20 protein-coding genes are annotated in these 23,761 nt (G+C 64.1%); 11 read left to right on the top strand and 9 right to left on the bottom strand.

Translation table 11 applies throughout. The annotated features are described in order from the left end of the window. The coding region (locus tag O7A05_RS13390; RefSeq protein ID WP_135879549.1) for a transposase at positions 1-290 on the top strand (290 nt) is incomplete at its 5' end. Positions 291-554: 264 nt separating this feature from the next. Further along, a complete protein-coding gene (locus O7A05_RS13395; RefSeq protein ID WP_337093569.1) occupies positions 555-743 on the top strand; it encodes a hypothetical protein in 189 nt (62 codons plus the stop codon). 144 nt (positions 744-887) lie between these two features. Here O7A05_RS13395 and nagA read toward each other — a convergent pair whose 3' ends face one another. From nagA to O7A05_RS13415, 4 genes are read right to left on the bottom strand one after another with little or no spacing between them, the layout of a single operon-like run. Further along, complete coding sequence (gene nagA, locus O7A05_RS13400) at positions 888-2,048, bottom strand: N-acetylglucosamine-6-phosphate deacetylase (protein ID WP_337093570.1); 1,161 nt, start codon at positions 2,046-2,048, stop codon at positions 888-890. Then, entirely contained in the window at positions 2,045-3,076 is a 1,032-nt protein-coding gene (locus O7A05_RS13405) for an SIS domain-containing protein (protein WP_337093571.1), read from the bottom strand. The genes nagA and O7A05_RS13405 overlap by 4 nt, the downstream gene beginning before the upstream one ends. Further along, positions 3,073-3,852, bottom strand: coding sequence for a GntR family transcriptional regulator (locus tag O7A05_RS13410; RefSeq protein WP_224588455.1), 780 nt, complete (start codon positions 3,850-3,852; stop codon positions 3,073-3,075). Before O7A05_RS13410 ends, O7A05_RS13405 begins: the two co-directional genes overlap by 4 nt. 43 nt (positions 3,853-3,895) lie before the next feature. Next, positions 3,896-4,777, bottom strand: a complete 882-nt coding sequence (locus tag O7A05_RS13415) for a glucosamine kinase nucleotide-binding domain-containing protein (protein ID WP_337093572.1) — start codon at positions 4,775-4,777, stop codon at positions 3,896-3,898. Between the two features lie 200 nt (positions 4,778-4,977). Here O7A05_RS13415 and O7A05_RS13420 point away from each other — a divergent pair, with 200 nt between their 5' ends. From O7A05_RS13420 to O7A05_RS13445, 6 genes are all read left to right on the top strand, one after another. Then, on the top strand, positions 4,978-5,886 hold the full coding sequence (locus O7A05_RS13420) for an N-acetylmuramic acid 6-phosphate etherase (protein WP_337093573.1): 909 nt from the start codon (positions 4,978-4,980) through the stop codon (positions 5,884-5,886). Between the two features lie 50 nt (positions 5,887-5,936). After that, entirely contained in the window at positions 5,937-7,196 is a 1,260-nt protein-coding gene (locus O7A05_RS13425) for an ABC transporter substrate-binding protein (RefSeq protein ID WP_337093574.1), read from the top strand. Positions 7,197-7,435: 239 nt separating this feature from the next. Continuing rightward, on the top strand, positions 7,436-8,365 hold the full coding sequence (locus tag O7A05_RS13430; RefSeq protein WP_128259962.1) for a carbohydrate ABC transporter permease: 930 nt from the start codon (positions 7,436-7,438) through the stop codon (positions 8,363-8,365). Positions 8,366-8,373: 8 nt separating this feature from the next. Next, positions 8,374-9,213, top strand: coding sequence for a carbohydrate ABC transporter permease (locus O7A05_RS13435; protein ID WP_337093575.1), 840 nt, complete (start codon positions 8,374-8,376; stop codon positions 9,211-9,213). Positions 9,214-9,274: 61 nt separating this feature from the next. After that, positions 9,275-10,336: a Gfo/Idh/MocA family protein gene (locus O7A05_RS13440; protein WP_337093576.1), complete on the top strand. Its 1,062-nt coding sequence runs from the start codon at positions 9,275-9,277 to the stop codon at positions 10,334-10,336. 15 nt (positions 10,337-10,351) lie between these two features. After that, positions 10,352-11,350 carry an ABC transporter ATP-binding protein gene (locus O7A05_RS13445; RefSeq protein ID WP_337093577.1) on the top strand — a complete coding sequence of 333 codons (999 nt, stop codon included), beginning with the start codon at positions 10,352-10,354 and terminating at the stop codon, positions 11,348-11,350. Positions 11,351-11,655: 305 nt separating this feature from the next. On the opposite strand, the gene O7A05_RS13450 is transcribed toward O7A05_RS13445, so the two are convergent. The 5 genes from O7A05_RS13450 to O7A05_RS13470 form a co-directional block, all read right to left on the bottom strand. Then, positions 11,656-12,501: a fumarylacetoacetate hydrolase family protein gene (locus tag O7A05_RS13450; protein WP_337093578.1), complete on the bottom strand. Its 846-nt coding sequence runs from the start codon at positions 12,499-12,501 to the stop codon at positions 11,656-11,658. 200 nt (positions 12,502-12,701) lie between these two features. After that, a complete protein-coding gene (locus O7A05_RS13455) occupies positions 12,702-13,433 on the bottom strand; it encodes an SDR family oxidoreductase (RefSeq protein WP_337093579.1) in 732 nt (243 codons plus the stop codon). 228 nt (positions 13,434-13,661) lie between these two features. Next, positions 13,662-16,037 carry an aldehyde dehydrogenase family protein gene (locus O7A05_RS13460; RefSeq protein WP_337093580.1) on the bottom strand — a complete coding sequence of 792 codons (2,376 nt, stop codon included), beginning with the start codon at positions 16,035-16,037 and terminating at the stop codon, positions 13,662-13,664. 168 nt (positions 16,038-16,205) lie between these two features. Next, positions 16,206-17,258 carry a deoxyribose-phosphate aldolase gene (gene deoC, locus O7A05_RS13465; RefSeq protein WP_337093581.1) on the bottom strand — a complete coding sequence of 351 codons (1,053 nt, stop codon included), beginning with the start codon at positions 17,256-17,258 and terminating at the stop codon, positions 16,206-16,208. Positions 17,259-17,693: 435 nt separating this feature from the next. Then, positions 17,694-18,521 carry a ferredoxin--NADP reductase gene (locus O7A05_RS13470; protein WP_224713703.1) on the bottom strand — a complete coding sequence of 276 codons (828 nt, stop codon included), beginning with the start codon at positions 18,519-18,521 and terminating at the stop codon, positions 17,694-17,696. A gap of 222 nt (positions 18,522-18,743) precedes the next feature. Here O7A05_RS13470 and O7A05_RS13475 point away from each other — a divergent pair, with 222 nt between their 5' ends. The 3 genes from O7A05_RS13475 to O7A05_RS13485 all read left to right on the top strand — a co-directional run bounded on the left by O7A05_RS13475 (position 18,744) and on the right by O7A05_RS13485 (position 23,734). Beyond that, positions 18,744-20,816, top strand: a complete 2,073-nt coding sequence (locus O7A05_RS13475) for a hydantoinase/oxoprolinase family protein (protein ID WP_337093582.1) — start codon at positions 18,744-18,746, stop codon at positions 20,814-20,816. 1 nt (position 20,817) lies between these two features. Next, entirely contained in the window at positions 20,818-22,518 is a 1,701-nt protein-coding gene (locus tag O7A05_RS13480; protein ID WP_337093583.1) for a hydantoinase B/oxoprolinase family protein, read from the top strand. A 268-nt stretch (positions 22,519-22,786) separates the two neighbouring features. After that, complete coding sequence (locus tag O7A05_RS13485; RefSeq protein ID WP_337093584.1) at positions 22,787-23,734, top strand: phosphatase PAP2 family protein; 948 nt, start codon at positions 22,787-22,789, stop codon at positions 23,732-23,734. The last annotated feature ends 27 nt before the right edge of the window (positions 23,735-23,761 follow it).

Here is a 23,761-nt window from a genome sequence, read left to right on the forward strand (position 1 = left end):
TCGGCCAGCGCTCGCCCAAGGCGATCGCGGCACTGGTCGGCCTTGCCCCGTTCGACAACAAGAGCGGCAAGCTCAACCGCAGGAGCCAGATCCAGGGCGGGCGATCACGCGTGCGCCGCGCCCTCTACATGGCAGCCCTCACTGCCATTCGAACCTGTGAGCGCTTCAAGACCTTCTACACCGCACTTGCTGCCCGGTCGGGCTCCAAGAAGCTCGCTATCATCGCCGTCGCAAGGAAGCTCCTGGTCGTCCTCAACGCCATCATTCGCGACAAAACCGCATTCGCATGAACACAGTTGCCATGCCGTGACGCCAAGGCGCTTGTAACGTTGCAGAATTCTGCACCGTTGCGCCCTATGGCGTTGCCGATATTTTGAAGGAGCATTAACGGACGGGGAACAGCCGGGCAACGATAGCTTATTTCTTCTACTGCCTAGGCGCTATTATTCCAATTACCGCGGTTGTTGTACTATTTGCTTTGCAGACCATGCCGCGATGACATACATCTCTTCGTGAGCGCTCTCGCCTAATTTCGTGTTCATCGGAAGGCAAAGATGTCCGGGATCATAATCGATCAACTGGAACGCCTTAAAACGGCAAAAGGAAAGGAACTTCTAGCCGAGGATCGCCTGGAGGATGTAAAAGTTACCAGTGTGGCACCTCCACCTATCCCTAGCGATGAACGCATCAAGATCGAGGTCGGCGAAGACGGCGCACCAAAGGTCACGGTACGTAAGCCTTAGTCTACCTTCCGCGCATCTCTTTTGTCGCGAAACTCCCAAAAACCCCTGATACATTTTAAGGCTCATAAGCAGCAGGCCTCAAATCTTCATGGTCAGAAAATGTCTGTCCCGGTAAAACCTGCCCGAGGATGACGACCGAAAGGCCTACGCTCCCAAAACCTTCTCGCCGCCGATCCAGACGTTTCTGACATCCAGCCCCTCCGACAGTCCAACAATGTCGGCCGCTGTCCCGTTGGCGAAACGACCGAGCCGGTGCGCCTGGCCGATTGCCTCGGCGGGGTAGAGCGAGGCCATGCGCAGGGCTTCGTCGAGATCGAGCCCGACGACGCGATGGACGTAGCGCACGGCGGAAATCATATCGAGATCGGCGCCGGCCAGCGTGCCGTCGGCAAGCCGCAGACTCCCGTCCTTGCGGTAGATGGTGCGTCCGTTGAGCGTGAAGGAGGTCATGTCGGTGCCGATCGTCGCCATGGCGTCGGTGACCAGCACGATCTTGCCCGGTCCCTGCTTGCCGCGCAGCGCAAGGATCATCGTCGCCGGATGGACATGGATGCCGTCGGCGATGATGCCGGCGTACATGCCGCCGGTGTCGATCGCCGCGCCCGCCAGGCCCGGCTCACGGTTGCCGATCTGGCTCATGGCGTTGAAGAGGTGCGTGACCACCGTGGCGCCGGCTTCGGCGAAGGCGGTGGCCGTCGTGTAGTCAGTATCGCTATGGCCGAGGCTGACGACAACGCCGGCTTTGGCGAGCGCCGTGACGCGGGCCGGCTCGACCGATTCCGGCGCGATCGTGGTGAGCAGGACGGGGAGCTGTTGGCGCGCCGCGATCAGCGCCGCCTGGTCGGCGTGGGTCATCGGCCGGATCAGCGCTGGATCATGCGCGCCTTTGCGGGCGATGGAGAGATGCGGACCTTCCAGATGCAGGCCGAGGAAGCCCGGCACCTTCTCCCTGGCCGCCTCGGCGCCGGCGGCGATCGCCGCGGCGGTGATCGCCGGTGTGTCGGTGATCAGCGTCACCAGCAGCGCCGTGGTGCCGAAAGGCGCATGCGCCCGGCAGATGGTCTCGATCGAGGCGACGTCGGGATGGTCGTTGAGCATCACGCCGCCGCCGCCATTGACCTGGATGTCGACGAAACCGGGCACCAGCAGGCCGCCGCCGGTCTCGACCGTCGAAACGCCGGACGGAATCGCCCCGGCGGGCAGGATGGCTTCGACGACATCGCCCTTGACGACAAGGGCGGCGTTGTCATGCCAGTCGGCACCGTCGAAGATGCGGGCGCCGGCGAGTGCGAAACGGTCGCTCATACGGTTTCCGTCACCTTGCGCAGGTTGCGCGGCGTGTCCGGGTCAAGGCCGCGATGGCGCGCGAAGGCCTCGACGAAGCCGTAGAAGGACACGATCAGCGGCAGCGGATCGGTCAGCGGGTGGCCGGTGGCGACATGCGGCAGAAGCCGCGCGGCCTTCGCCTTGTCGGAGGTGATGAAGGCGGCGGCGCCCTTGGCCGTCAGACCGTCGGCCGCCTCGGCGAGCGAGGGTTCGGACGCATCGCGCGCGGCAAGCGCCAGGACCGGGAAACCCGGCCCGACCAGTGCCAGCGGCCCATGCATGACCTCGGCGGCGCTGTAGGCCTCGGCATGCATGGCGCAGGTTTCCTTAAATTTCAGCGCCGCCTCGCTGGCGATCGCGAAGGACGGGCCGCGGCCGAGGATGAACAGCGATTGCGGGTTCTCCAAAGCGCCGGCGAGTGCCATCCAGTCGCAGGCGATCGCCTTCTCGAAATGGCCGGGAAGGCCGGCGAGCGCCTTAAGCAGTGCTCGGTCATCGGTGGCATGCGCCATCAGCGCAAGGCCGGCAACGGTCGAGTTGACGAAGGTCTTGGTGGCCGCGACAGAGCGTTCCGGCCCCGCCAGGATATCAATGGCAAAGTCGGAGGCGCGAGCCAGCGGCGAATCGGCCGTGTTGGTGATGGCGACGGTGAGCGCGCCGCCGGCCCGCGCGGTTTCGGCCATGGCTACGATGTCGGGGCTCTTGCCCGACTGCGAGACCGCAAGACAGGCCGAGCCTCGGAGTCTCAACCTGGCGCCATAGATCGACGCGATCGACGGCCCAACGGAAGCGACCGCCAGGCCCGCCGTCAGCTCGACGGCATATTTCATGAATGTCGCGGCATGATCGGACGAGCCGCGCGCCACGGTGACGACGAAGTGGGGATCGCGCTCGCGCAGGCCGCGCCCCGCTTCGGCCAAAGCCGAGGCCGAGCCGTCGAGAAGGCGGGCGGCGGCTTCAGGGATCTCGTCGATCTCGCGCCGCATATGGGTGGTGTTGGCGCTCATGGCCGGATCTCCTCTCCCGGCCCGGTCAGCCGGAGTTCCGCGACGAAATCGTAGGCGTCGCCCCTGTAGACCGAGCGGGTGAACTCGATCACCTTGCCGCTCGCCAGATAGGAAATGCGCTCGATCTGCAGTCCGGCAACCCCCGGCGGCACCTCCAACAGCCGCGCATCGGCGTCGCCGAGATTGGTGGCCGAAATGCGCTGCACGGCGCGGACCGGGCGATTGCCGGTCATGCCCAGCGCCGCATAGAGCGACGAGCCGATCGCTTCGGGGTCGGGCAGGACGCTGGCCGAGAGCGCCGCGCGCTCGATCGCCAGCGGTGTGTCGTTGGCGATGCGCAGGCGCGCGACGCGCGCCACCAGCTCTGTCGAGGAGAGGCCCAGCACCATCATCTCATCCGGCGACGGCGCATAGAGGCCGCGGTCGAGCCAGACCGAACGCACATTCATGCCGCGGCGCGCCATGTCCTCGGTGAAGGAGGTGAGCCGCGACAGGGACTGCTCGACGCGCTCCATGCGCGGCGCGACGAAGGTGCCCGAGCCATGACGCTGGACGAGGATGCCGCCCTTGACCAGGTCCTGCACCGCCTTGCGCACGGTCACGCGCGAAATATCGGCCTTGCTGGCGATGTCACGCTCGGAGGGCAGCGCGTCGCCCGGACCGATCAGGCCGCGATTGACCGCTTCCTCGATGCTGCGCCTGAGCTGCAGGTAAAGCGGCGCGCCGCTTTGCGAGGATTCTTTCAACATGGCGAAGATCTGGTCGGCGGCGCTCATCGCGACGCCTCCGGCAACATGGCGAAGATCTGGTCGGCGGCGCTCATCGGCCGGCCTCCGAGCCACCTGCGAAGATGCGCAGGGCTATCTGCACGGCGCCGCCCAGCGCGTCGTCGAGCGGGGCTTTGAGCAGCGCCTGATAGCGCGCCGAAAGGCGCGGCGCATAAAGCGGCGCCAGGCCGCCGAGCAGGCAGAGCGGAGCATCGTCGGCAAGATCGAGCGCGCCGAGCGACGCCTCGACATCGGCGACTGCCTTGTCGAGGATAAAATTGGCGACGAGATCGCCCTTTTCGGCATGCTCGAAGACCTTTGGCGCGAAGCCGCCGAAATCGCCGGGCTTGGCGTTGGTGGTGAATTCGACCACGTCTTCGGGATTGTTGCGGAAGACGGCGAGCATGGCGTCGGTCAAAGGCGATCCCGGACGGATGCCGTCATAGGCAAGCAGCGTCTGCTCGAGCAGGTCGCGGCCGATGCGGGCGCCGCTGCCCTGGTCGCCGACCTGGAAACCCCAGCCGCCAATCGCGCGCGACTTGCCCTCCTTACGCGCCATATAGGCAGTGCCGGTGCCCAGAATCGCCATGGCGCCGTCACTGGGCCCGACCGCGCCCTCGAGCGCGATCTCGGCATCGGTCTCGACGCGGCTCTTGCTGAAGGGCAGGATCGCTTCGAGCTGCTGCCGGTAGGTGCCGACATTGGCGCCGGCGAGGCCGAGAACGGCCGGTGTTTGCGGGATCAACTCCGGATCCTCGCCCGCGGCCAAGAAAGCCTGCCGTGCCGCCTCGACGATGTTGGCGCGAGCGCCGGTGAGGTCGGTACGAATGTTGGCGGCGCCGCTCTTGGCGCGGCCGAGGACGGCGCCGTCGACGGTCGCAAGGGCCGCCCTGCAGCTGGTGCCGCCGCCATCGATGCCAAGCACGAATTTCACGCGATTTCTCCTCGGGGCCGGATAATACCAATAAAATACCAATAGCCAAGAGTTAATTTCGGCTCAAAAAAGATTAAGCCATATTTTATTGAAGGCGCACGCTAATTTGCCGCCGAGCGAAGTCCGCAGCTGGAAATTCGTTAATGCGTGTGGACAAGTGGTATTTTTTTGGTATTGTTCGCTCAGTTGGAGGGAAATAGATGGCCGAGACGCGCACGGAAGCGCTCCACCAGAATGCCGAGGGGCTGGATGTCCAGGCCCCGGAAGCCATTCTGGCGTTCCTGGCCAACGCCCAGATCGAGGCCAGCAAGGCCGTGCATGGCGCCATCCCGGCGATTGCCGTAGCCGCCGAACTCATCGCGAAGCAATTGAAGGGCGGCGGCAAGCTCGCCTACGCGGCGGCCGGCAGCTCCGGTCTGATGGCGGTGGCCGACGCGCTGGAACTGCCGGGTACCTTCGGCATTGCGCGCGACCGCATCGCCGTCCTGATCGCCGGCGGCGACGAGGCCTTCCGCACGCTGGCGGGCGGACCGGAGGACGACACCGAGGAAGCGGCGGCGGCGGTTGCCGCGGCTGCGATCGGCAAGGGCGACTGCCTGATCGCCGTCTCCGCCAGCGGTTCCACGCCCTATGCCGTGCGGGCGCTCGAAGACGCGCGCAGCCGGGGCGCCGCCACCATCGCCATTGCCAACAACCGGGGCGCCGTCCTGTTCAAGCAGGCCGACGTCGCCATCCTGCTCGAAACCCCGCCTGAGCTGATCGCCGGCTCGACGCGCATGGGCGCGGGCACCGCGCAGAAGATCGCGCTCAACATGCTGTCGACGCTGACCGCGATCCATCTCGGCTATGTCCATGACGGCTACATGGTCAACCTCACCGCCGACAACATCAAGCTGCGCGACCGCGCCGTGCGCATGGTCGCCGCCATCAGCGGCAAGAGCCGCGAAGACGCCGCCCGCCTGCTCGAGGAGAGCGGCGGCGTCGTCAAAACCGCCATTCTGCTCGCCGCGGGCGCCGCCAACGCCGACGCGGCCGAGAAGATACTGGAAGGAACCGGCCAGAAGCTTCGGCCGGCGCTTTCCGCGATCGAGGGGAGCAAGGGGCGCTGAGCCCCTGTTCTCAAAACCGAACCTGAAAAAGGTCAACAGGGAGACTGAAGATGAAGACCAAACTACTGACGGCCCTTCTGCTCGGCACAAGCATCCTCGGCACGACCGGGATGGCGCTGGCCGAGGACGTGACGCTCAACATCGAAAGCTGGCGCGGCGACGACCTGACCATCTGGAAGGACAAGCTCATTCCGGCCTTCGAAGCCAAGAACCCCGGCATCAAGGTGGTGTTCGCGCCTTCGGCCCCGACCGAGTATGACGCGGCGCTGGGCGCCAAGCTCGCCGCCGGATCGGCCGGCGACCTGATCACCTGCCGCCCCTTCGACAAGTCGCTCGAACTGTTCAAGAAGGGCAACCTTGCCGATATCAGCTCGCTGCCCGGCATGGAGAACTTCTCGCCCGTCGCCAAGGCCGCCTGGCAGACCGACGACGGCAAATCGAGCTTCTGCGTGCCGATGGCTTCGGTGATCCACGGCTTCATCTACAACAAGGACGCCTTCGACAAGCTCGGCATCAAGGTGCCGCAGACCCGCGACGAGTTCTTCGCGGCGCTCGACAAGATCAAGGCCGACGGCACCTACATTCCGATGGCGATGGGCACCAAGGACCTCTGGGAAGCCGCGACCATGGGCTACCAGAATGTCGGCCCGAACTACTGGAAGGGCGAGGAAGGCCGCCTGGCGCTGATCAAGGGCGAGCAGAAGCTGACCGATCCGCAGTGGGTTGAGCCCTTCAAGGAGCTGGCGAAGTGGAAGCCTTACCTCGGCGACGGCTTCGAGGCGCAGACTTATCCAGACAGCCAGAACCTGTTCACGCTCGGCCGCGCCGCCATCTATCCGGCCGGCTCGTGGGAGATCGGCCTGTTCAACACACAGGCGCAATTCAAGATGGGCGCCTTCCCGCCGCCGGTCGAGAAGGCCGGCGACACCTGCTACATCTCCGACCATACCGACATCGGCATGGGCCTGAACGCGGCCTCGAAGCATCAGGCAGAAGCCAAGAAGTTCCTGGAATGGGTCGCCTCGCCTGATTTCGCCACCATCTATGCCAATGCGCTGCCGGGTTTCTTCAGCCTGAACAGCAAGCCGGTGAAGATGGAAGACCCGTTGGCGCAGGAATTCGTCTCCTGGCGCGGCAAGTGCAAGTCGACGATCCGCTCGACCTACCAGATCCTGTCGCGCGGCACTCCGAACCTCGAGAACGAGACCTGGGTTGAATCGGCCAATGTGATCAACGGCACCGACACGCCGGAAGCCGCGGCCAAGAAGCTGCAGGACGGCCTCGACAGCTGGTATAAGCCGGCGAAGTAAGAGCATCGATTGCGATGCCGGCCGGGCACGCCCGGCCGGCATTCGAACACTTCCAGATAGCGATTGTCGGCGCAGCCTCCCGGTCTTACCCTCACCTTGCGGGGAAGACGGAGCCGATCTGTCGCTGGCCTGTTTTTCCTCCGATAGGGACGAGCGGGCCGTGCGTCGAGGCATCAGCTAGCATCACCTGAACTGGAACCCAGAGACGGCGGGGAACCGAACTCATGGATACCAAACTTATGGCTGCAGAAACGCGAGCGAAAAGACCGATCCGCTGGCATGTCGGCGTCTTCCTGGCGCCGGCGGTGCTGGTCTACACCGCATTCATGATCCTGCCGCTGTTCGGCACCCTCCAGCTCTCGCTATTCCGCAACATCGAACAGTCCCAGGTCTTTGTCGGACTGGGCAATTTCCGCACGCTGTTCGGTGATCCGAACTGGTCGGTGAATTTCTGGAATGCGCTGCGCAACAATGTCTGGTTCTTCATCATCCACATGCTGGTGCAGAACCCGATCGGCATCCTGCTCGCGGCGCTTCTTTCCAGCCCCAGGCTGCGCTTCACCGCCTTCTACCGCACGGCGATCTTCGTGCCGACGATCCTGTCTTTCGTCATCGTCGGTTTCGCATGGAAGCTGATCCTGTCGCCGATCTGGGGCGTGGCCCCGCATCTGATGGATTTCGTCGGGTTGAAGAGCTTCTTCACGCCGTGGCTCGGCAAGGAGCAATATGCGCTGACCGCGCTCAGCCTGGTCTCGGTCTGGCAGTTTGTCGGCATCCCGATGATGCTGATCTATGCAGCATTGCTGTCGATCCCCGACGAGGTGATCGAGGCGGCCGAATGCGACGGCGTCACCGGCATGGCGCAGTTCTGGAAGATCAAGCTGCCGCTGATCCTGCCCTCGATCGGCATCATCTCGATCCTGACTTTCGTCGGCAACTTCAATGCTTTCGACCTGATCTACACGGCGCAGGGGGCGCTCGCCGGGCCGAACTATTCGACCGACATCCTCGGCACCTTCCTCTACCGCGCCTTCTTCGGCTTCCAGCTGCAGGTCGGCGATCCCAACATGGGCGCCGCGATCGCCACGATCATGTTCCTGATCATCCTCGCCGGCGTCTGCGTCTACCTGTTCCTCGTGCAGACGCGCCTGCGTCGCTACCAGTTCTGAGGCGCGCCATGAGCACAGCCACCCGTTCGCTTCCCCGCGCCGTCGGCGCGCATGCGATCCTTTTGACCTACACCGCGATCGCGCTGTTTCCTGTGATCCTGGTGGTGATGAATTCGTTCAAGTCGCGCGCGGGTATTTTCGGCGCGCCGCTGACGCCGCCGACGCCAAAAACGTTCGACCTGATCGGCTACACCACCGTGTTCGGCCAGGGCGACTTCATCCACTATTTCCAGAACAGCCTCGTCGTCACCGTCGCCTCGCTGTTCTTCGTGCTGCTGTTCGGCGCGATGGCCGCCTTCGCGCTGTCGGAATACCGCTTCCGCGGCAACACGATGATGGGGCTTTACCTCGCGCTCGGCATCATGATCCCGATCCGCCTCGGCACCGTCGCCATCCTGCAGCTGATGGTGGCGACGGGGCTCGTCAACACGCTGACGGCGCTGATCCTGGTCTACACCGCGCAAGGCCTGCCCCTGGCGATCTTCATCCTGTCCGAATTCATGAAACAGGTGTCCGACGACCTGAAGAATGCGGGACGCATCGACGGACTATCGGAATACACGATCTTCTTCCGGCTGGTGCTGCCGCTGGTGCGCCCGTCCATGGCGACGGTCGCCGTCTTCACCATGATCCCGATCTGGAACGATCTGTGGTTCCCGCTGATCCTGGCGCCGTCGGAAGAGACCAAGACGGTGACGCTGGGCGCGCAGCTCTTCCTCGGCCAGTTCGTTACCAACTGGAATGCGATCCTGGCCGCGCTGTCGCTGGCGATCCTGCCGGTGCTGATCCTCTATGTCATCTTCTCGCGGCAGCTGATCCGCGGCATCACGTCGGGAGCGGTGAAGTGAATGGAGCCCTACAACTCTCCGTCGGCGCATTCACCCTCTCAGGAAAAAGTGGAGCAGTCAGGTGAGCGATAAAACCCCTCTTCGCGTTGTGGTCGCCGGCCTCGGCAATATGGGGCGCAGCCATGCGCTGGCCTATCATACCAATCCGGGCTTCGAGATCGCCGCACTCGTCAACCGCTCCGACGTGCCGCTGCCGGACGGGCTCGGCGGCTACGGCATAAGGCGCTCCTTCGATGACGCGCTGCGCGACGAGAAGCCGGACGTCGCGGCGATCGCCACCTATTCCGACAGCCACGCCGATTATGCGGTGCGCGCGTTCGAGGCGGGATGCCATGTCTTCGTCGAAAAGCCGCTGGCGACGACGGTTGCCGACGCGCAGCGCGTCGTCGATGCCGCCAAAGCCAACGGCAGGAAACTGGTGATCGGTTATATCCTGCGCCACCATCCGTCCTGGATGCGGCTGATCGCCGAGGCGCGCAAGCTCGGCGGCCCCTATGTGTTCCGCATGAACCTCAACCAGCAATCCTCCGGCCACACCTGGGACACGCACAAGCAGCTGATGCGGACGACGTCGCCGATCGTCGACTGCGGCGTGCATTATCTCGACGTGATGCTGCAGATCACCGATGCCAGGCCAATAGAGGTGCGCGGCATGGGTGTGCGGCTCAGCGACGAGGTGGCGCCGTCGATGTACAATTATGGCCACCTGCAGGTGCTGTTCGAGGACGGGTCGGTCGGCTGGTACGAGGCCGGCTGGGGGCCGATGATCTCGGAGACGGCCTTCTTCGTGAAGGACGTGATGTCGCCCAAGGGCTGCGTCTCGATCGTCATGAAGGAGGGTGTGAAGTCCGACGACATCGACACCCACACCAAGACCTCGACCATCCGCCTGCACAGTGCGGCGACCGGACCGGACGGCAAATTCGCCAAGGAAGACCAGCTGCTGTCGATGGAGGGCGAGCCGGGCCACCAGGAGCTCTGCGACCTGGAGCAGGCCTTCCTGCTCAAGGCCATCCGCGAAAATATCGACCTCACCCGCCACATGGACGATGCCGTGAAGTCGCTCGCCGTCTGCCTCGCCGCCGACGAGAGCGTGCGCAGCGGCAACACCGTGAAACTCTAGAACAGGAACGAAGCCGTGGGCTCGCTGAAGATCGAGAATGTGAAGAAGGCTTTCGGGCCGGTCGAGGTGCTGAAGGGCATCGACCTCGAAGTGACGGATGGCGAGTTCGTCGTCTTCGTCGGCCCGTCGGGCTGCGGAAAATCGACGCTGCTGCGCGTGATCGCCGGCCTGGAGGATTCGACCTCCGGCCGCGTGCTGATCGACGGCGCGGACGTCTCGGTCACGCCGCCGGCGAAGCGTGGCATCGCCATGGTGTTCCAGACCTATGCGCTCTACCCGCATCTGACGGTGAAGAACAACATGGCGCTGGGGCTCAAGCAGGCCGGCACGCCGGCGGCCGAGATCGAACGCCGCATCAAGATCGCTTCCGCCATGCTGTCGCTCGAGCCCTATCTCGAGCGCCGGCCGGCGGAGCTGTCGGGCGGACAGCGCCAGCGCGTCGCCATCGGCCGCGCCGTGGTGCGCGAACCGAAACTGTTCCTGTTCGACGAGCCGCTGTCGAACCTCGATGCGGCGCTGCGCGTCAACACCAGGCTTGAGATCGCGCAGCTGCACCGGCGGCTGAAGGCGACGATGATCTACGTCACCCACGACCAGGTCGAGGCGATGACGCTAGCCGACAAGATCGTGGTGCTCAACGCCGGCCGCATCGAGCAGATCGGCAGCCCGATGGAGCTCTATAATTCGCCGGCCAACGAATTCGTCGCCGGCTTCATCGGCTCGCCGAAGATGAATTTCATCGACGGCGCCAGGCTGGGCGAGACGGCGAAGACCATGGGGGTGCGGCCGGAACATCTGACCGTCGACGCGAAGTCCGGCGCCTGGAAAGGCACGGTCGTGCATGCCGAGCATCTCGGCGCCGACACCAATCTCTATCTCGACTGCGAGAAGGCGGGACTGGTCACCGTGCGCATCTTCGGCGTCTACAATGCCGAGCCGGGCGCGACGCTCTACGCGACGCCGGATGCGGCGAAGACGTATAGGTTCGGGGCGGATGGGAAGGTGCTGAGGTAGGCGGCGTTTCTTTCCTCTCCCTCCGGAGGGTGGAGGGGTGGCGCCGCGAAACGGCGACGGAGTGGGGGAAGACCTAGACCCAAGTCGAAGCCGTAGAGCAGGAACCGCGGCGCTAGTGCGGGCGCCTCGGCACAGCGAATGATGAATTCTTTGGACCCTTGATGTTGGTCTTGACGAGTGGTCGAGCCCCCACTCCGTCTCGGCTTCGCCGAGCCACCTCTCCCCCGATCGACGGGGGAGAGGAAGGGCGCGAAACCACCTTCTCTCTTTCCGGAATACCAAAAGGAGAGAACGAAAAGTCCGCGCTACTCATCCGCCTTGAAGGTCTGCTTCTGCTGGCCCAATCCCTCGATGCCCAGTTCCACGACGTCGCCGGGCTTCAGGAACACCGGCGGCTTCATGCCGAGGCCGACGCCGGGCGGGGTGCCGGTGGAGATGATGTCGCCGGGATGCAGCGACATGAACTGGCTGAGATAAGACACCAGGTACTTCACGCCATAGACCATGGTCCTGGTCGAGCCGTTCTGCATGGTCTTGCCGTTGACGGTCAGCCACATCTTCAGGTTCTGCGGGTCGGCGACCTCGTCCTTGGTGACCAGCCACGGGCCGGTCGGGCCGAAGGTGTCGCAGGACTTGCCCTTGGTCCACTGGCCCTGGCGCTCGGCCTGGAAGGCGCGCTCGGAAACGTCATGCGCGACGCAATAGCCGGCGACATAATCCAGCGCGTCGTCCTCCGAGACATATTTTGCCGTCTTGCCGATGATCACGCCGAGCTCGACTTCCCAGTCGGTCTTGACCGAGCCGCGCGGGATCAGCACGTCGTCATCGGGCCCGACGATCGCGGAGCTTGCCTTCATGAAGATGATCGGCTCTGGCGGCACGGTGGCGCCGGTCTCGGCGGCGTGATCGGAATAGTTCAGGCCGATGCAGATGAACTTGCCGGTGCCGGCGACACAGGCGCCCAGGCGCGGCTTGCCAGGGACCACCGGCAGCGACTTCGGATCGAGCTTTGAGAGCGTCTCCAGCGAGGCCGGATGAAGCGTCGTACCGGCGATATCGGCGACATGAGCCGAAAGGTCACGGATCGTGCCATCCGCATCGAGCAGGCCGGGCTTTTCGCTGCCAGCTTCGCCATAGCGCAACAACTTCATCATTCTTCTCCTAAGGTGCGGCCTGAAGCCATTTTGCAAAATTCGTTTCGATTGGGTGAGGTTGCGAAAAGCCGGGCGGACCGTAGCCATCGATCTGATCGCCGGCAAGCGCGAACGCCGCATCGGGCGATCCGGCGAAAGGGATTTTCAGACTGATCGATGCAGAACCCCGATCTCCCTGCCAAGCCCTTTCCGATCCCTCAGATCGACCAGCCGCCGTCGATGTTGTAGGCCTGCCCCGACGTGTAGGTGGCGCCGGCCAGGTAGACGGCGAGGTCGGCGATTTCTTCCGGCGTGCCAAGCCTGCCCATGGGCTGGCGGGCGATGAAGGCGGCGCGCGCCGCCTCATAGTCGCCCTGCGCATGCATGCGGTCCTGCAGGGACGGGCTTTCTACCGTGCCGGGGCAGATGGCGTTGCAGCGAATGCCCTTGGCGACATAATCGGCGGCGACCGCTTTGGTCAGGCCGACCACGGCCGCCTTGGTCAGGCCGTAGACGAAGCGGTTCGGCACGCCCTTTTGCGAACTCGCCAGCGAGGCCATGTTGATGATCGAGCCGTCGCCGCGCTCCAGCATGCCGGGCAGCACGGCGCGGATGGTGCGGATCATCGAACGGACGTTGAGGTTGAGCGCGAAGTCGAGATCCTCGTCCTTCATCTCGAGGATGGAGCCGCCATGGACGAAACCGGCGCAGTTGAACAGCACGTCGACGCGGCCAATCTCGGCGAAGGCAGAGGCGACGGCAGCGTCGTTCAGCACATCGAGCTTGCGGGTCTTGATGCCTGATGTCTTGGCCAGCTCGGCCAGCAGCGGCTCGTCGATATCGGTGGCGTGAACGGTCGCGCCCGCCTTGGCGAAAGCCAGCGCGCTTGCCCGGCCGATGCCTTGCGCCGCCGCGGTGACGACCACCACTTTACCTGCCAGATCCGCCATGTTTTTCTCCTCGCCTGCCTAGTGCGTCCGCGTCTATCGATGGCCGGTCCGGGCGTCATGCGCCAGACCGCCAGCACAGTACGGCCTAAGTTCTTGCCCACAGATAAAGATGTTTTTTCTGGTTAAAGAACACCTGCATAAGCGTCAAGCCCGAACGCCATCACCCTTTGCGACAGCAGCCAAAACGGCTCCGGCACGCGGGGTGCGGGCGTGCCTCGTGCGGAGGCATCAGTCGCCGTAGGGCACCCAGACGTTCTTGACCTCGATGGCGCGGCGCAGGAACGGTTCGCCGGCGGCCTCGCTCGAGGTCCAGTCGAGCGTGCGGCCGTTGCCGGTCCAGACCCGCTTCAAGTTGCCGATGGAGTCGGCCTCTGCCTTGGCGCAGATGCCGGCATCGGCGAACACCCAGAGCCCGTCGACATCGTCATGCTTGGCCAGAACGCCGGCGAGCTCGGCGCTGCGGCCGGTGACGATGTTGATGGCGCCGGCAGGCAAGTCGGAATATTCGATCACCTGGTAGAGGTCGGTCGCCAGCAGCGGATGCCGCTCAGACGGGACGGCGACGACGGTGTTGCCCATGGCAAGCGCCGGCGCGACCAGCGAGATGAAGTTGAGCAGCGGCTGGTTGTCCGGCGCGACGATGCCGACGACGCCAACCGGCTCATGCAAGGCAAGCGTGACGACACGGGCCGGCGGCTGGTGGACGCGGCCCTCGAACTTGTCGGTGAGGCCGGCATAGAGGAACAGCCGCTCGATCGACAGCTCGACCTCCTCCCGCGCGGCTTTCCCCGTCGCGCCGGTCAACTGGACAAGGCGCGCGGCGAACTCATCGGCGCGGCCCGAAAGGTTCTCGGCGAGATAATAGAGCACCTGGCTGCGGTTAAAGGCCGTCGCTTCCGGCCAGGCCTTGCAGGCGCGCGCAGCGGCGACCGCGTCGCGGATGTCCTTCCGGTTGCCGAGGCCGACTTCGCCGGCAAGCTTGCCCTTGGCGGTGGCGATGGCGAGTGAATAGTTGCCATCCGGCCGCGCCTGCTTGCCGCCGATGAACAGCTTTGCCGTGCGATCGATCGCCGTGCCGTCGGCCTGTTCGACCGGCTGGGCGGAGCCGGAGGCTGTCGGCTTGATGACAGGTCCGACGGGCAACTTCACCGCCAGATATTCGAACATGCCTTCGCGGCCGCCCTCGCGGCCAAAACCGCTTTCGCGATAGCCGCCAAAGCCGCAGGCGGCGTCGAACATGTTGGTGCCGTTGATCCATACCACGCCTGCCTTCAATTGCGGCGCGACATGCAGGGCCAGATTGATGTTCTCGCTCCACACCGAAGCAGCCAGGCCGTAGCGCGTGTTGTTACCAAGCTCGATCGCTTCCTCGGTGTTGCGGAAGCTCATCGTCGCCAGCACCGGCCCGAACACCTCTTCCTGCGCCAGTATGTTAGCCGGCGACACACCCGTCGCAAGCGTCGGCAGGTGATAATAGCCGGAGGATGGCAAAGCGGCGTCCGGCTGCCAGCAGACGGCGCCCTGTTTCGCCCCCTCGGCAATGAGACCCTTGACGCGGTTGAGCTGGGTGCGGTCGACAAGCGGGCCGATATCGGTGTTCTTGTCGAGCGGGCTGCCGACGCGCAGCCGGCTCATCCTGACCTTGATCTTGGCGATGAAGGCTTCGGCGACGCCTTCCTGGACCAGCAGCCGCGAGCCGGCGCAGCAGACCTGGCCCTGGTTGAACCAGATGCCGTCGACCAGACCTTCGACGGCGCTGTCGAGATCGGCATCCTCGAAGACGATGAAAGCCGACTTGCCGCCGAGCTCCAATGACAGTTTCTTGCCCGACCCGGCGGTGGCCTTGCGGATGATCTTGCCGACTTCCGAAGAGCCGGTGAAGGCGATCTTCTGGACGCCGGGATGATTGACGATGGCCGCACCGGCCTCCGGTCCGCCCTGGACTATGTTGACGACGCCTTTCGGCACGCCGGCCCGCTCGCAGATCTCGGCAAACAATATAGCGGTGAGCGGCGTGAATTCGGCCGGCTTCAGCACCACCGTGCAGCCGGCGGCCAGAGCCGGCGCGATCTTCCAGGCCAGCATCAGCAGCGGGAAGTTCCACGGAATGACCTGGCCGACGACGCCGACCGGCTTGTGGTTGGGAAAATCCTTCTCGAGCGTCTGCGCCCAGCCGGCATGATGGATGAAGTGGCGGATCGCCAGCGGCACGTCGATGTCGCGGCTCTCGCGGATCGGCTTGCCGTTGTCGATCGATTCCAGCACCGCGAACAGGCGCTGATGGCGCTGCATGGCGCGGCCGATGGCATAGAGCACTTTCGCTCTGGCATAGCCCGAGGATGCCGACCATTTCGGCAGCGCCTTTGCCGCAGCAACGACCGCGGCATCGATGTCGGCGGCGCCCGCATCTGAGACCTTGGCAAGCAGCTTGCCGGAGGAGGGTTCGCTGGTCTCGAATGTCCTGCCGCCTGCCGCCGCCTTCCATGCGCCGTCGATGAACAGCGCCTTGGAAAAATCGCGGCCGGCGAGCCAGGCGTCGGCCTCATTGCGGGCTTCCGGCGCCGGGCCGTATTCCATGGCGTGATAGCGTTCGAGGATGTTCATGGGGCGCCTCCTTTACCCTCCCCCTTGCGGGGAGGGTCGATCGGCAAAGCCGACCGGGGTGGGGGTAAATGGCTGATGGTTTCGTTCATTGGACTGGCTGTTTTTAGTTCTTTTGACCCCACCCCGCCGCTGCGCGGCGACCCTCCCCACAAGGGGGAGGGTGGAAGCTCACGCCATCGCGTGGCGGTGGTTGGCCGAATAGTGGCCGGTCAAATGATGTTCGAGCTGGCGTTCGATGTCGGTGAGCAGGCTGGACGCGCCGAAGCGGAACAGGTCCGGCTCGAGCCAGGGACGGCCGAGCTCTTCCTTCATCAGCACCAGCCAGTCGAGCGAGACTTTGGCGGTGGAGATGCCGCCGGCCGGCTTGAAGCCGATGAGATAGCCGGTCTCCTCGAAATAGGCGCGGATGGCGCGCACCATGGCAAGGCCGACGGGAAGCGTGGCGTTGACGCTTTCCTTGCCGGTCGAGGTTTTTATGAAATCGGCGCCCGCCATCATCGCCACCATCGAGGCGAGCATGACATTGCGCAAAGTGGCGAGGTCGCCGGTGCCGAGAATGACCTTGAGATGCGCATCGCCGCAGGCCGCGCGCATGGCGACGATCTCGTTGAACAGCTCGCGCCACTTGGCGCCATAGACCAGGCCGCGCGGGATGACGACGTCGATCTCGTCGGCGCCGTCCTTCACCGAAGCCTCGATCTCCTGCAGGCGGGTCGAGAGCGGCGCCAAGCCGTGCGGGAAAGCAGTCGAGACGGCGGCGACATGGATGCCGGTGCCGCGCACAGCGTCGACTGCCGTGGCCACGAAGGGATGATAGACGCAGACCGCCGCCGGGCGGATCGTTTGGCCTGATATGCCGAGACCCTCGACGATATCGCGGCGCAACGGGTTGATCGCCTTGGCGCAAAGCCGGCGCACGCGCTCGTCGGTGTCGTTGGAGTTCAGCGTGGTGAGGTCCATGCAGGCAATGGCGCGCAAGAGCCAGGCGGCCTGGTTGTCGGCCTTGATCGAACGCCGCTTGGTGAGCGTCGCAACACGGCGCTCCAGCGCCGAGCGGTTGACGCTGCGCACCGATTCCAGGAAGCCGAGATCGAGCTTCATGCCGGGGTTGCGGGCAATGCCGTGCTCCAGCGGCACCGGCGTGTTGGCGGCGGCGCGCGCCGGCAGCGGCATCACCTTGGACGCGCCTACGCCTGCGCCAGCCTCGCGGATCGTGCTCATCTCCTGCCCTTTCATTTCAGCGCCTTTGCGCTTTATGCCTTCGTGGGTGTCACTGGGTGGCAGGCACGAAGATAGCCCGTGAAGCGATGCTTCACGAGTCTTTCAAAAGGTCATAGCGCAAAAAGGCCGCTCAGGCAGCAGATTTTTGACCGTATGGTCAAAACATCATGCTGGGTAGGCGCTCCCGGCGTTGGAGATTGGCCGCAACGCCCATCCCTTCGTCATACTCGGGCTTGACCCGAGTATGCATGCCGTGACCTCTGCCGCAGAGTGCAACGGTGCAGAATTCTGTAACCGCCGCAACGCCTTAGCATAACGGCATGGATTCTAGGGTCTGCGCGCGTCGCTCCGCTCCTTGCTCGCCCTAGAAGGACGAAGCGCGAATGTCGTCGCTAATCTCACGCCTCCAACAGAGCTGGCGGACCGCGATATGCCTCAGCCGACGAAGGCGCGCTCGACGACGAAGCTGGCCGGATGGCTCAACGAGCCTTCCTGGAAGCCGAGGCTCTCGGCGAGTTCCTTGACGTCCTTCAGCATGTGCATCGAGCCGCAGATCATGATGCGGTCCGTCTCGGGATTGAGCTTGTCGATGCCGAGGTCCGAATAGAACTTGCCCGAGCCGATCAGAGCAGTGATGCGGCCCATGCGCGCCGATTCCTCGCGCGTCGTCGAATTGTAGAGCGTGACGCGGCCGCCGGTCAGCTCGCCGATCAGCGGGTCGCTCTCGAGCCCGGCCACCAGTTCCTGGCCATAGGTGAGCTCGGCGTTGTCGCGGCAGGTGTGGGTGAGGATGACCTCGTCGAACTTCTCGTAGGTGTCAGGGTCGCGCAGCAGGCTGGCGAAGGGCGCGATGCCGGTGCCGGTCGAGATCATGATCACGCGCTTGGCGGGCGTCAGCGCGTCGAGCACCAGCGTGCCGGTCGACTTCTGGCGCATGATGACGGTGTCGCCGACCTCAATCTTCTGCAGCTCGGAGGTCAGCGGACCGTCCGGCACCTTGATCGAGAAGAATTCGAGCTCATCATCCCAGGCGGGGCTGGCGACCGAATAGGCGCGGAAGATCGGCTTCTCGGCATTGGGCAGGCCGATCATGACGAACTCGCCGGAGCGGAAGCGCAGCGACTGCGGCCGGGTGATGCGGAAGGAGAACAGCCGATCGGTGTAATGCTTCACCGACACCACGGTCTCGGCATAGACATTGGCCGGGATCGGGAACTGCAGCGGCCTTGCGCCGGCGACGTTCAACGCGGATGTCGTGTTCATTCCAACCCAACTTTCCGGCCCAGATGAAACGCACTGGGCGCCAAACTTTCTCCTGCGCGCCCGAACGGTCAGGTCCCGACGTGCTCGCTGCACATTGACAAGCGGTAAGCTCTTGTGTCGGAAACTTATTAGTATACAAATGATCTTGAGGTCAAGATGGCGACGTAAAAGGCCTTTCCAAACCAAGGCATATCCGTAGTCCTGGCATTTCGGGTTTCGGCAATGAATGAGAAATTTTCGGCGTCGGCGGGAAGCGTCGTAGCTGGCATCGATGTCGGCGGGACTTTCACCGATCTGCTTTTGATCGACGGCAAGGCAGGCGGCAAGGTCCATATCGCCAAGACCCCGACCACAGTGGAAAACCAGGCCTTCGGCGTGGTCGCAGCCCTTGGCGCCACCGGCTTTCCGATCGACGGCATCGACCTCATCGTGCATGGCACGACGACCACGACCAACGCCGTGCTGGAGCGTCGCCTGGCGCGGACCGGCATGATCACCACGCGCGGCTTTCGCGATGTGATCGAGCTTGGCCGGCGCACGAGGCCGCAGGCCTATGGCATGACGGGCACTTTCGTCCCCGTCATTCCCCGAGACCTTCGGCTCGAAGTGTCGGAGCGGGTCGAGGCGTCGGGCGCCGTGCGCATCCCACTCGACGAAGCCGAGATGCGCGATGCGGTGAAGAAGCTGCTCGACGCCGGCTGCGAGTCGCTGGTCATCCATTTCCTGCACTCCTACGCCAACCCCTCGCATGAACGGCGCGCCGCCGAGATCGCGGCGGAATTCTGGCCGAACGGCCACATCACCACCGGCCATGCGCTGCTTTCGGAAGCGCGCGAGTTCGAACGCGGCGTCACCGCGGCGGTCAACGCCTCGGTTCAGCCGATCCTCGAGCGCTATGTCGAGCGGCTGCGCAAGGAGCTGGCGGCAAAGGGCTACGCCCGCGACTTCTTGATCATGAACGGCAATGGCGGCATGATCTCGGCTCGCTTCGTCACGCAGGAATCGGCCAAGACCGTGATGTCCGGCCCGGCGTCGGGCGTGATCGCCGCTGCCTATACCGGAAAACGCGCCGGCTTCGGCAACCTCGTTACCTACGACATGGGCGGCACCTCGACCGACGTGGCCCTGATCCGCAACGCCGAGCCCGCCGTGTCGAACGAGATCGAGATCGAATATGCAATGCCGATCCATGTGCCGATGGTGGCGGTGCACACCGTCGGTGCCGGCGGCGGCTCGATCGCGCGCGTCGATGCGGCCGGGCTGATCCAGATCGGCCCGGAAAGCGCCGGCGCCAACCCAGGCCCGATCTGCTACGGGCGCGGCGGCATCGAGCCGACCATCACCGACGCCAATCTGGTGCTCGGCCGCCTGGCGCCGAAGAAATTGCTCGCCGTCGACAATCCGGTCACGGTCGAGCGTGTCACCGATATTTTCGAGGACAAGATCGGCAAGCACACAGGCCTCTCCGGCGTCGAAGCGGCGGGTGCTGTGCTGAGGCTCGGCAACATGAAGATGGCGGGCGCCATCCGCATGGTCTCGGTGTCGCGCGGCCACGATCCACGCGATTTCGCGCTGTTCGCCTTCGGCGGCGCCGGGCCGCTGCATGCGACGGCGCTCGCACGCGAGCTCGGCCTGCCCAGGGTGCTGGTGCCGGCGCGCCCGGGCATCACCAACGCGCTCGGCTGCGTCGTCGCCGATCTCAGGCATGACTTCGTCAACACAATCAACCAGCCGGTCGGCAGCCTCGACGAAACTGCGCTTCGCGAGGTATTGGAACGGCACCGTAACGAAGGCGAGGCGTTGATCGCCAAGGAAGCGGTGAAACCCGAGGTGACCCGCGTCACCCATTCGGCCGACATGCAGTTCGTCGGCCAGACGCACATCATCAACGTGCCGCTGACCTCCTCGTCAGTTTCACGAGAAACACTGCAGCTTCTGTTCGAAAAAGCCTATTTCGCCCGCTTCAAGGTCGAGCTGCCGGAAATCCGCGCCAACCTGGTCAACCTCAACACCTCGGTCACCGGCGTGCGGCCCCAGATCGACCTGTCACGGCTGATCGACCCCGCGGGACGCGCCGCCACGCTCGAGGAGGCGCGGCGCGAAATCCGGCCGGTCTGGTACAGCGGGCGCTGGCACGACACGCCGGTTTACGCGCGCGAAAAGCTGCCGCTCGACGCAACAATTGCGGGGCCGGCGATCCTCGAGCAGATGGATGCCACCACCGTGCTCGAACCAGGCGACCGGGCGCGCTCGGATGCCGACGGCAACATCATCATCGACATCGGCGAGGCTTGAAATGGCAAAGCTCGACACGATCACGCTTTCGGTGCTGCAGGCGGCGCTGCAGCAGGTCTGCGACGAGATGGACCTGACCTTCTCGCGCGCGGCCTTCTCGCCGGTCATCGCGGAAGCCAATGACCGCTCGGACGGCATCTATTCGGCCGTCGACGGCTCGCTGATCGCGCAAGGCAGCCAGGGCCTGCCGGTGTTTGTCGGCGTCATGCAATATTCGACCAAGACCGTCATCGAAATGATCGCCGACGGACGATGCCTGCCGCCGGAGCCCGGCGACATTTACATCGTCAACGATCCCTATCTCGGCGGCACGCATCTGATGGATGTGCGCTTCGTCATGCCGGTCTATCGCGGCGGCCAGATCTTCTGCTGGCTTTCCAACACCGGCCACTGGCCGGATATTGGCGGTTCGGTGCCGGGCGGCTTCTCCGCTTCGGCCACGGCGGTCGAACAGGAAGGCCTGCGCCTGCCGCCGGTGAAACTGTTCAAGAAGGGCGCGCTCGATCCGGAGATCTACGCCATCATCTGTTCCAACATCCGCGTCGCCGACCAACGCATCGGCGACATCCGGGCGCAGGCCGCCGCGCTGCTGATCGGCCAGGACAGGCTCAACGAGATACTGGATCGTTACGGTGACGAAACCGTCGTCGAGGCGATCGCGGAACTGCGCCGCCGCGCCGCCGAGCAGATGCGCGCCTCGATCGCCGTCATCCCTGACGGAATCTACCGCTCGCAGGCCTTTGTCGATTCCGACGGCGTGGTGAACGAGCCGCTGACCATCAGTCTCGCCGTCGAGAAGCAGGGCGACACGCTGATCTTCGACTTTGCCGGCTCATCGAAACCCTGCGCCGGACCGATGAATAGCGTGCTAGCGACGACCTTGTCGTCGGTTTATCTCGCCATGCGGCATATTTTTCCGGAAGTGCCGATCAGCGCCGGCGCTTTCGAGCCGCTGAACGTCAAGCGGCCGGAAGGCACCTTCCTCGACGCCAGATATCCGCGCCCGGTCTCGGGCTGCGCGGCGGAGGTTTCGCAGCGCATCGCCGAAGCGGTGTTCGCGGCCATGGTGCAGGCGTTGCCGGAAAAGGTGACGGCGGCGCCCGCCGGCTCCAGCGGCAATTTCGCGCTCGGCGGCAATGATCCGGCGCGCGGGCGCGACTATGTCATGTACCAGATCTCGGGCGGCGGTTATGGCGGCAATGCCAGACACGACGGCTTGAGCAATGGCTGTTCGACGATCGGCATTTCGAAATCGCCCCCGGTCGAGATCATGGAACAGGCCTTTCCGGTGCTCTACCGGCATTACGCGCTGCGCGAAGGGTCCGGCGGCGCGGGAAAACATCGCGGCGGCTTCGGGCTTGCCTATGAGGTCGAGATATTGCGCGGTGAAGCGCGCGCATCCTTCGTCATGGACCATGGACGCTTTGGGCCACAAGGCGCGCTCGGCGGCAAGGACGGCGCGCCGAACAGCGTGACGGTGTTCCGGAACGGCGAAGCGCATGTGCCGCCGCATCTTTCCAAGGAACAGGACATCGCGCTCAAGGCCGGAGACCGCGTGCGTGTCGGCACGCCCGGCGGCGGCGGGTATGGCGACCCGCGCGAGCGCGACCCGAAGCAGATCGCCGAAGATATTAGGCTTGGCTACTATACATCCGAACAAGCCAGAGAGATGTTTGGCACTGTTGTTTTCACCGGCTTGTAGCAGCGATCCTTTATACAGTTCCGTTCCGTCGTTTATTTTTTGACGACTCAACTCCTATGAAACAAGCTAATAACATTTTAAGTCCCCTAATATAGACGTGCCTCCCTGGGTGGTTTGGGGGCATTCATTCGTGGGATCGCTCAACGATATAACTGTCGGCTCGGGTCTGCCGGGCAGGCCGCAATCGCGGTCCGGCCAACCGGCGGATATCGAGCAGATCGCCGATATCTCGCACAAACTGCTCATCTTCTGCCTGCTCTACACTGCCGTGGCGGTTTTGATCTGGCCAGCGGCATATTATCAAATCGCGCAAGAATATCTGTCCCGGCTCATGTTCTGGGGTCCGCTCTCCGTCTTCGTGGTGATCATTCCGGCGGCAGTGGTCAATTCGCCCAGATCGCCGATCGGATTCCTCGTGAGTGCGCTCAGATCGAACGGGCTACGGGCATTGGTCGTTCTGACGGTGTTCATCCTGTCGCTTGCCGCCTTCACAACCTACAAGGTGAACATCCCGGCCATCGTGCCTTTCTACAGCGACAAAGCGCTGGCCGACATCGGTGAGTTTTTGCACGGCCAGGCGCCGTGGCGGATCGCCCATGCATTCGATTCCGACACATTGGCGCTGCTCGTAGCGGTGACATATTCCATGATCTGGTTTCTCGAATGGTTCGGCATGGTGCTCCTCGCAGCGCTGCACGCCAATCAGTTGCTGCACCTTCGCTATCTTGTCGCGCTTGCGTTCGTCACCGTGGTGGTCGGAACGCTCATGGCGACGGTATTTTCCTCCGTCGGCCCGATCTTCTACGACGAGTTTCTTGGCAGTACGCGCTTTGCGGACCTGCTGGAGGCGTTGAGGCGAAGTCCCTACAACGAGCATGTCCTGCACTATTCCGATTACCTGCTGAGAAATTACAAGGCCAACAATCCAGCGCTTGGTTCCGGGATATCCGCCATGCCCAGCATGCATGTGGCGGTCGCCACCCTGAACGCCTTCTATCTCGCGCGTCTCAACCGCTGGCTTGGGGTTGCGGGCTGGGCATTCGCGATCTTTATCCTGTTCGGCTCCATCTATACCGGCTGGCACTATTCCGTTGACGGCTACATTGCGATGCTGATCGTTGCCGTGATCTGGCGGCGCACCGCAGGTATTCTCGACGGCAAGGCTGAAGCTTCCGGGTCGCCGACGAGCGCATTGCACCCTTCGCCCGCTATTTGACCGACAATACCGCGCTGGCGCTTCCCG

The sequence above is a fragment of the Mesorhizobium argentiipisi (SeqCode) genome (assembly GCF_037179585.1).
Classification (GTDB): domain Bacteria; phylum Pseudomonadota; class Alphaproteobacteria; order Rhizobiales; family Rhizobiaceae; genus Mesorhizobium; species Mesorhizobium argentiipisi.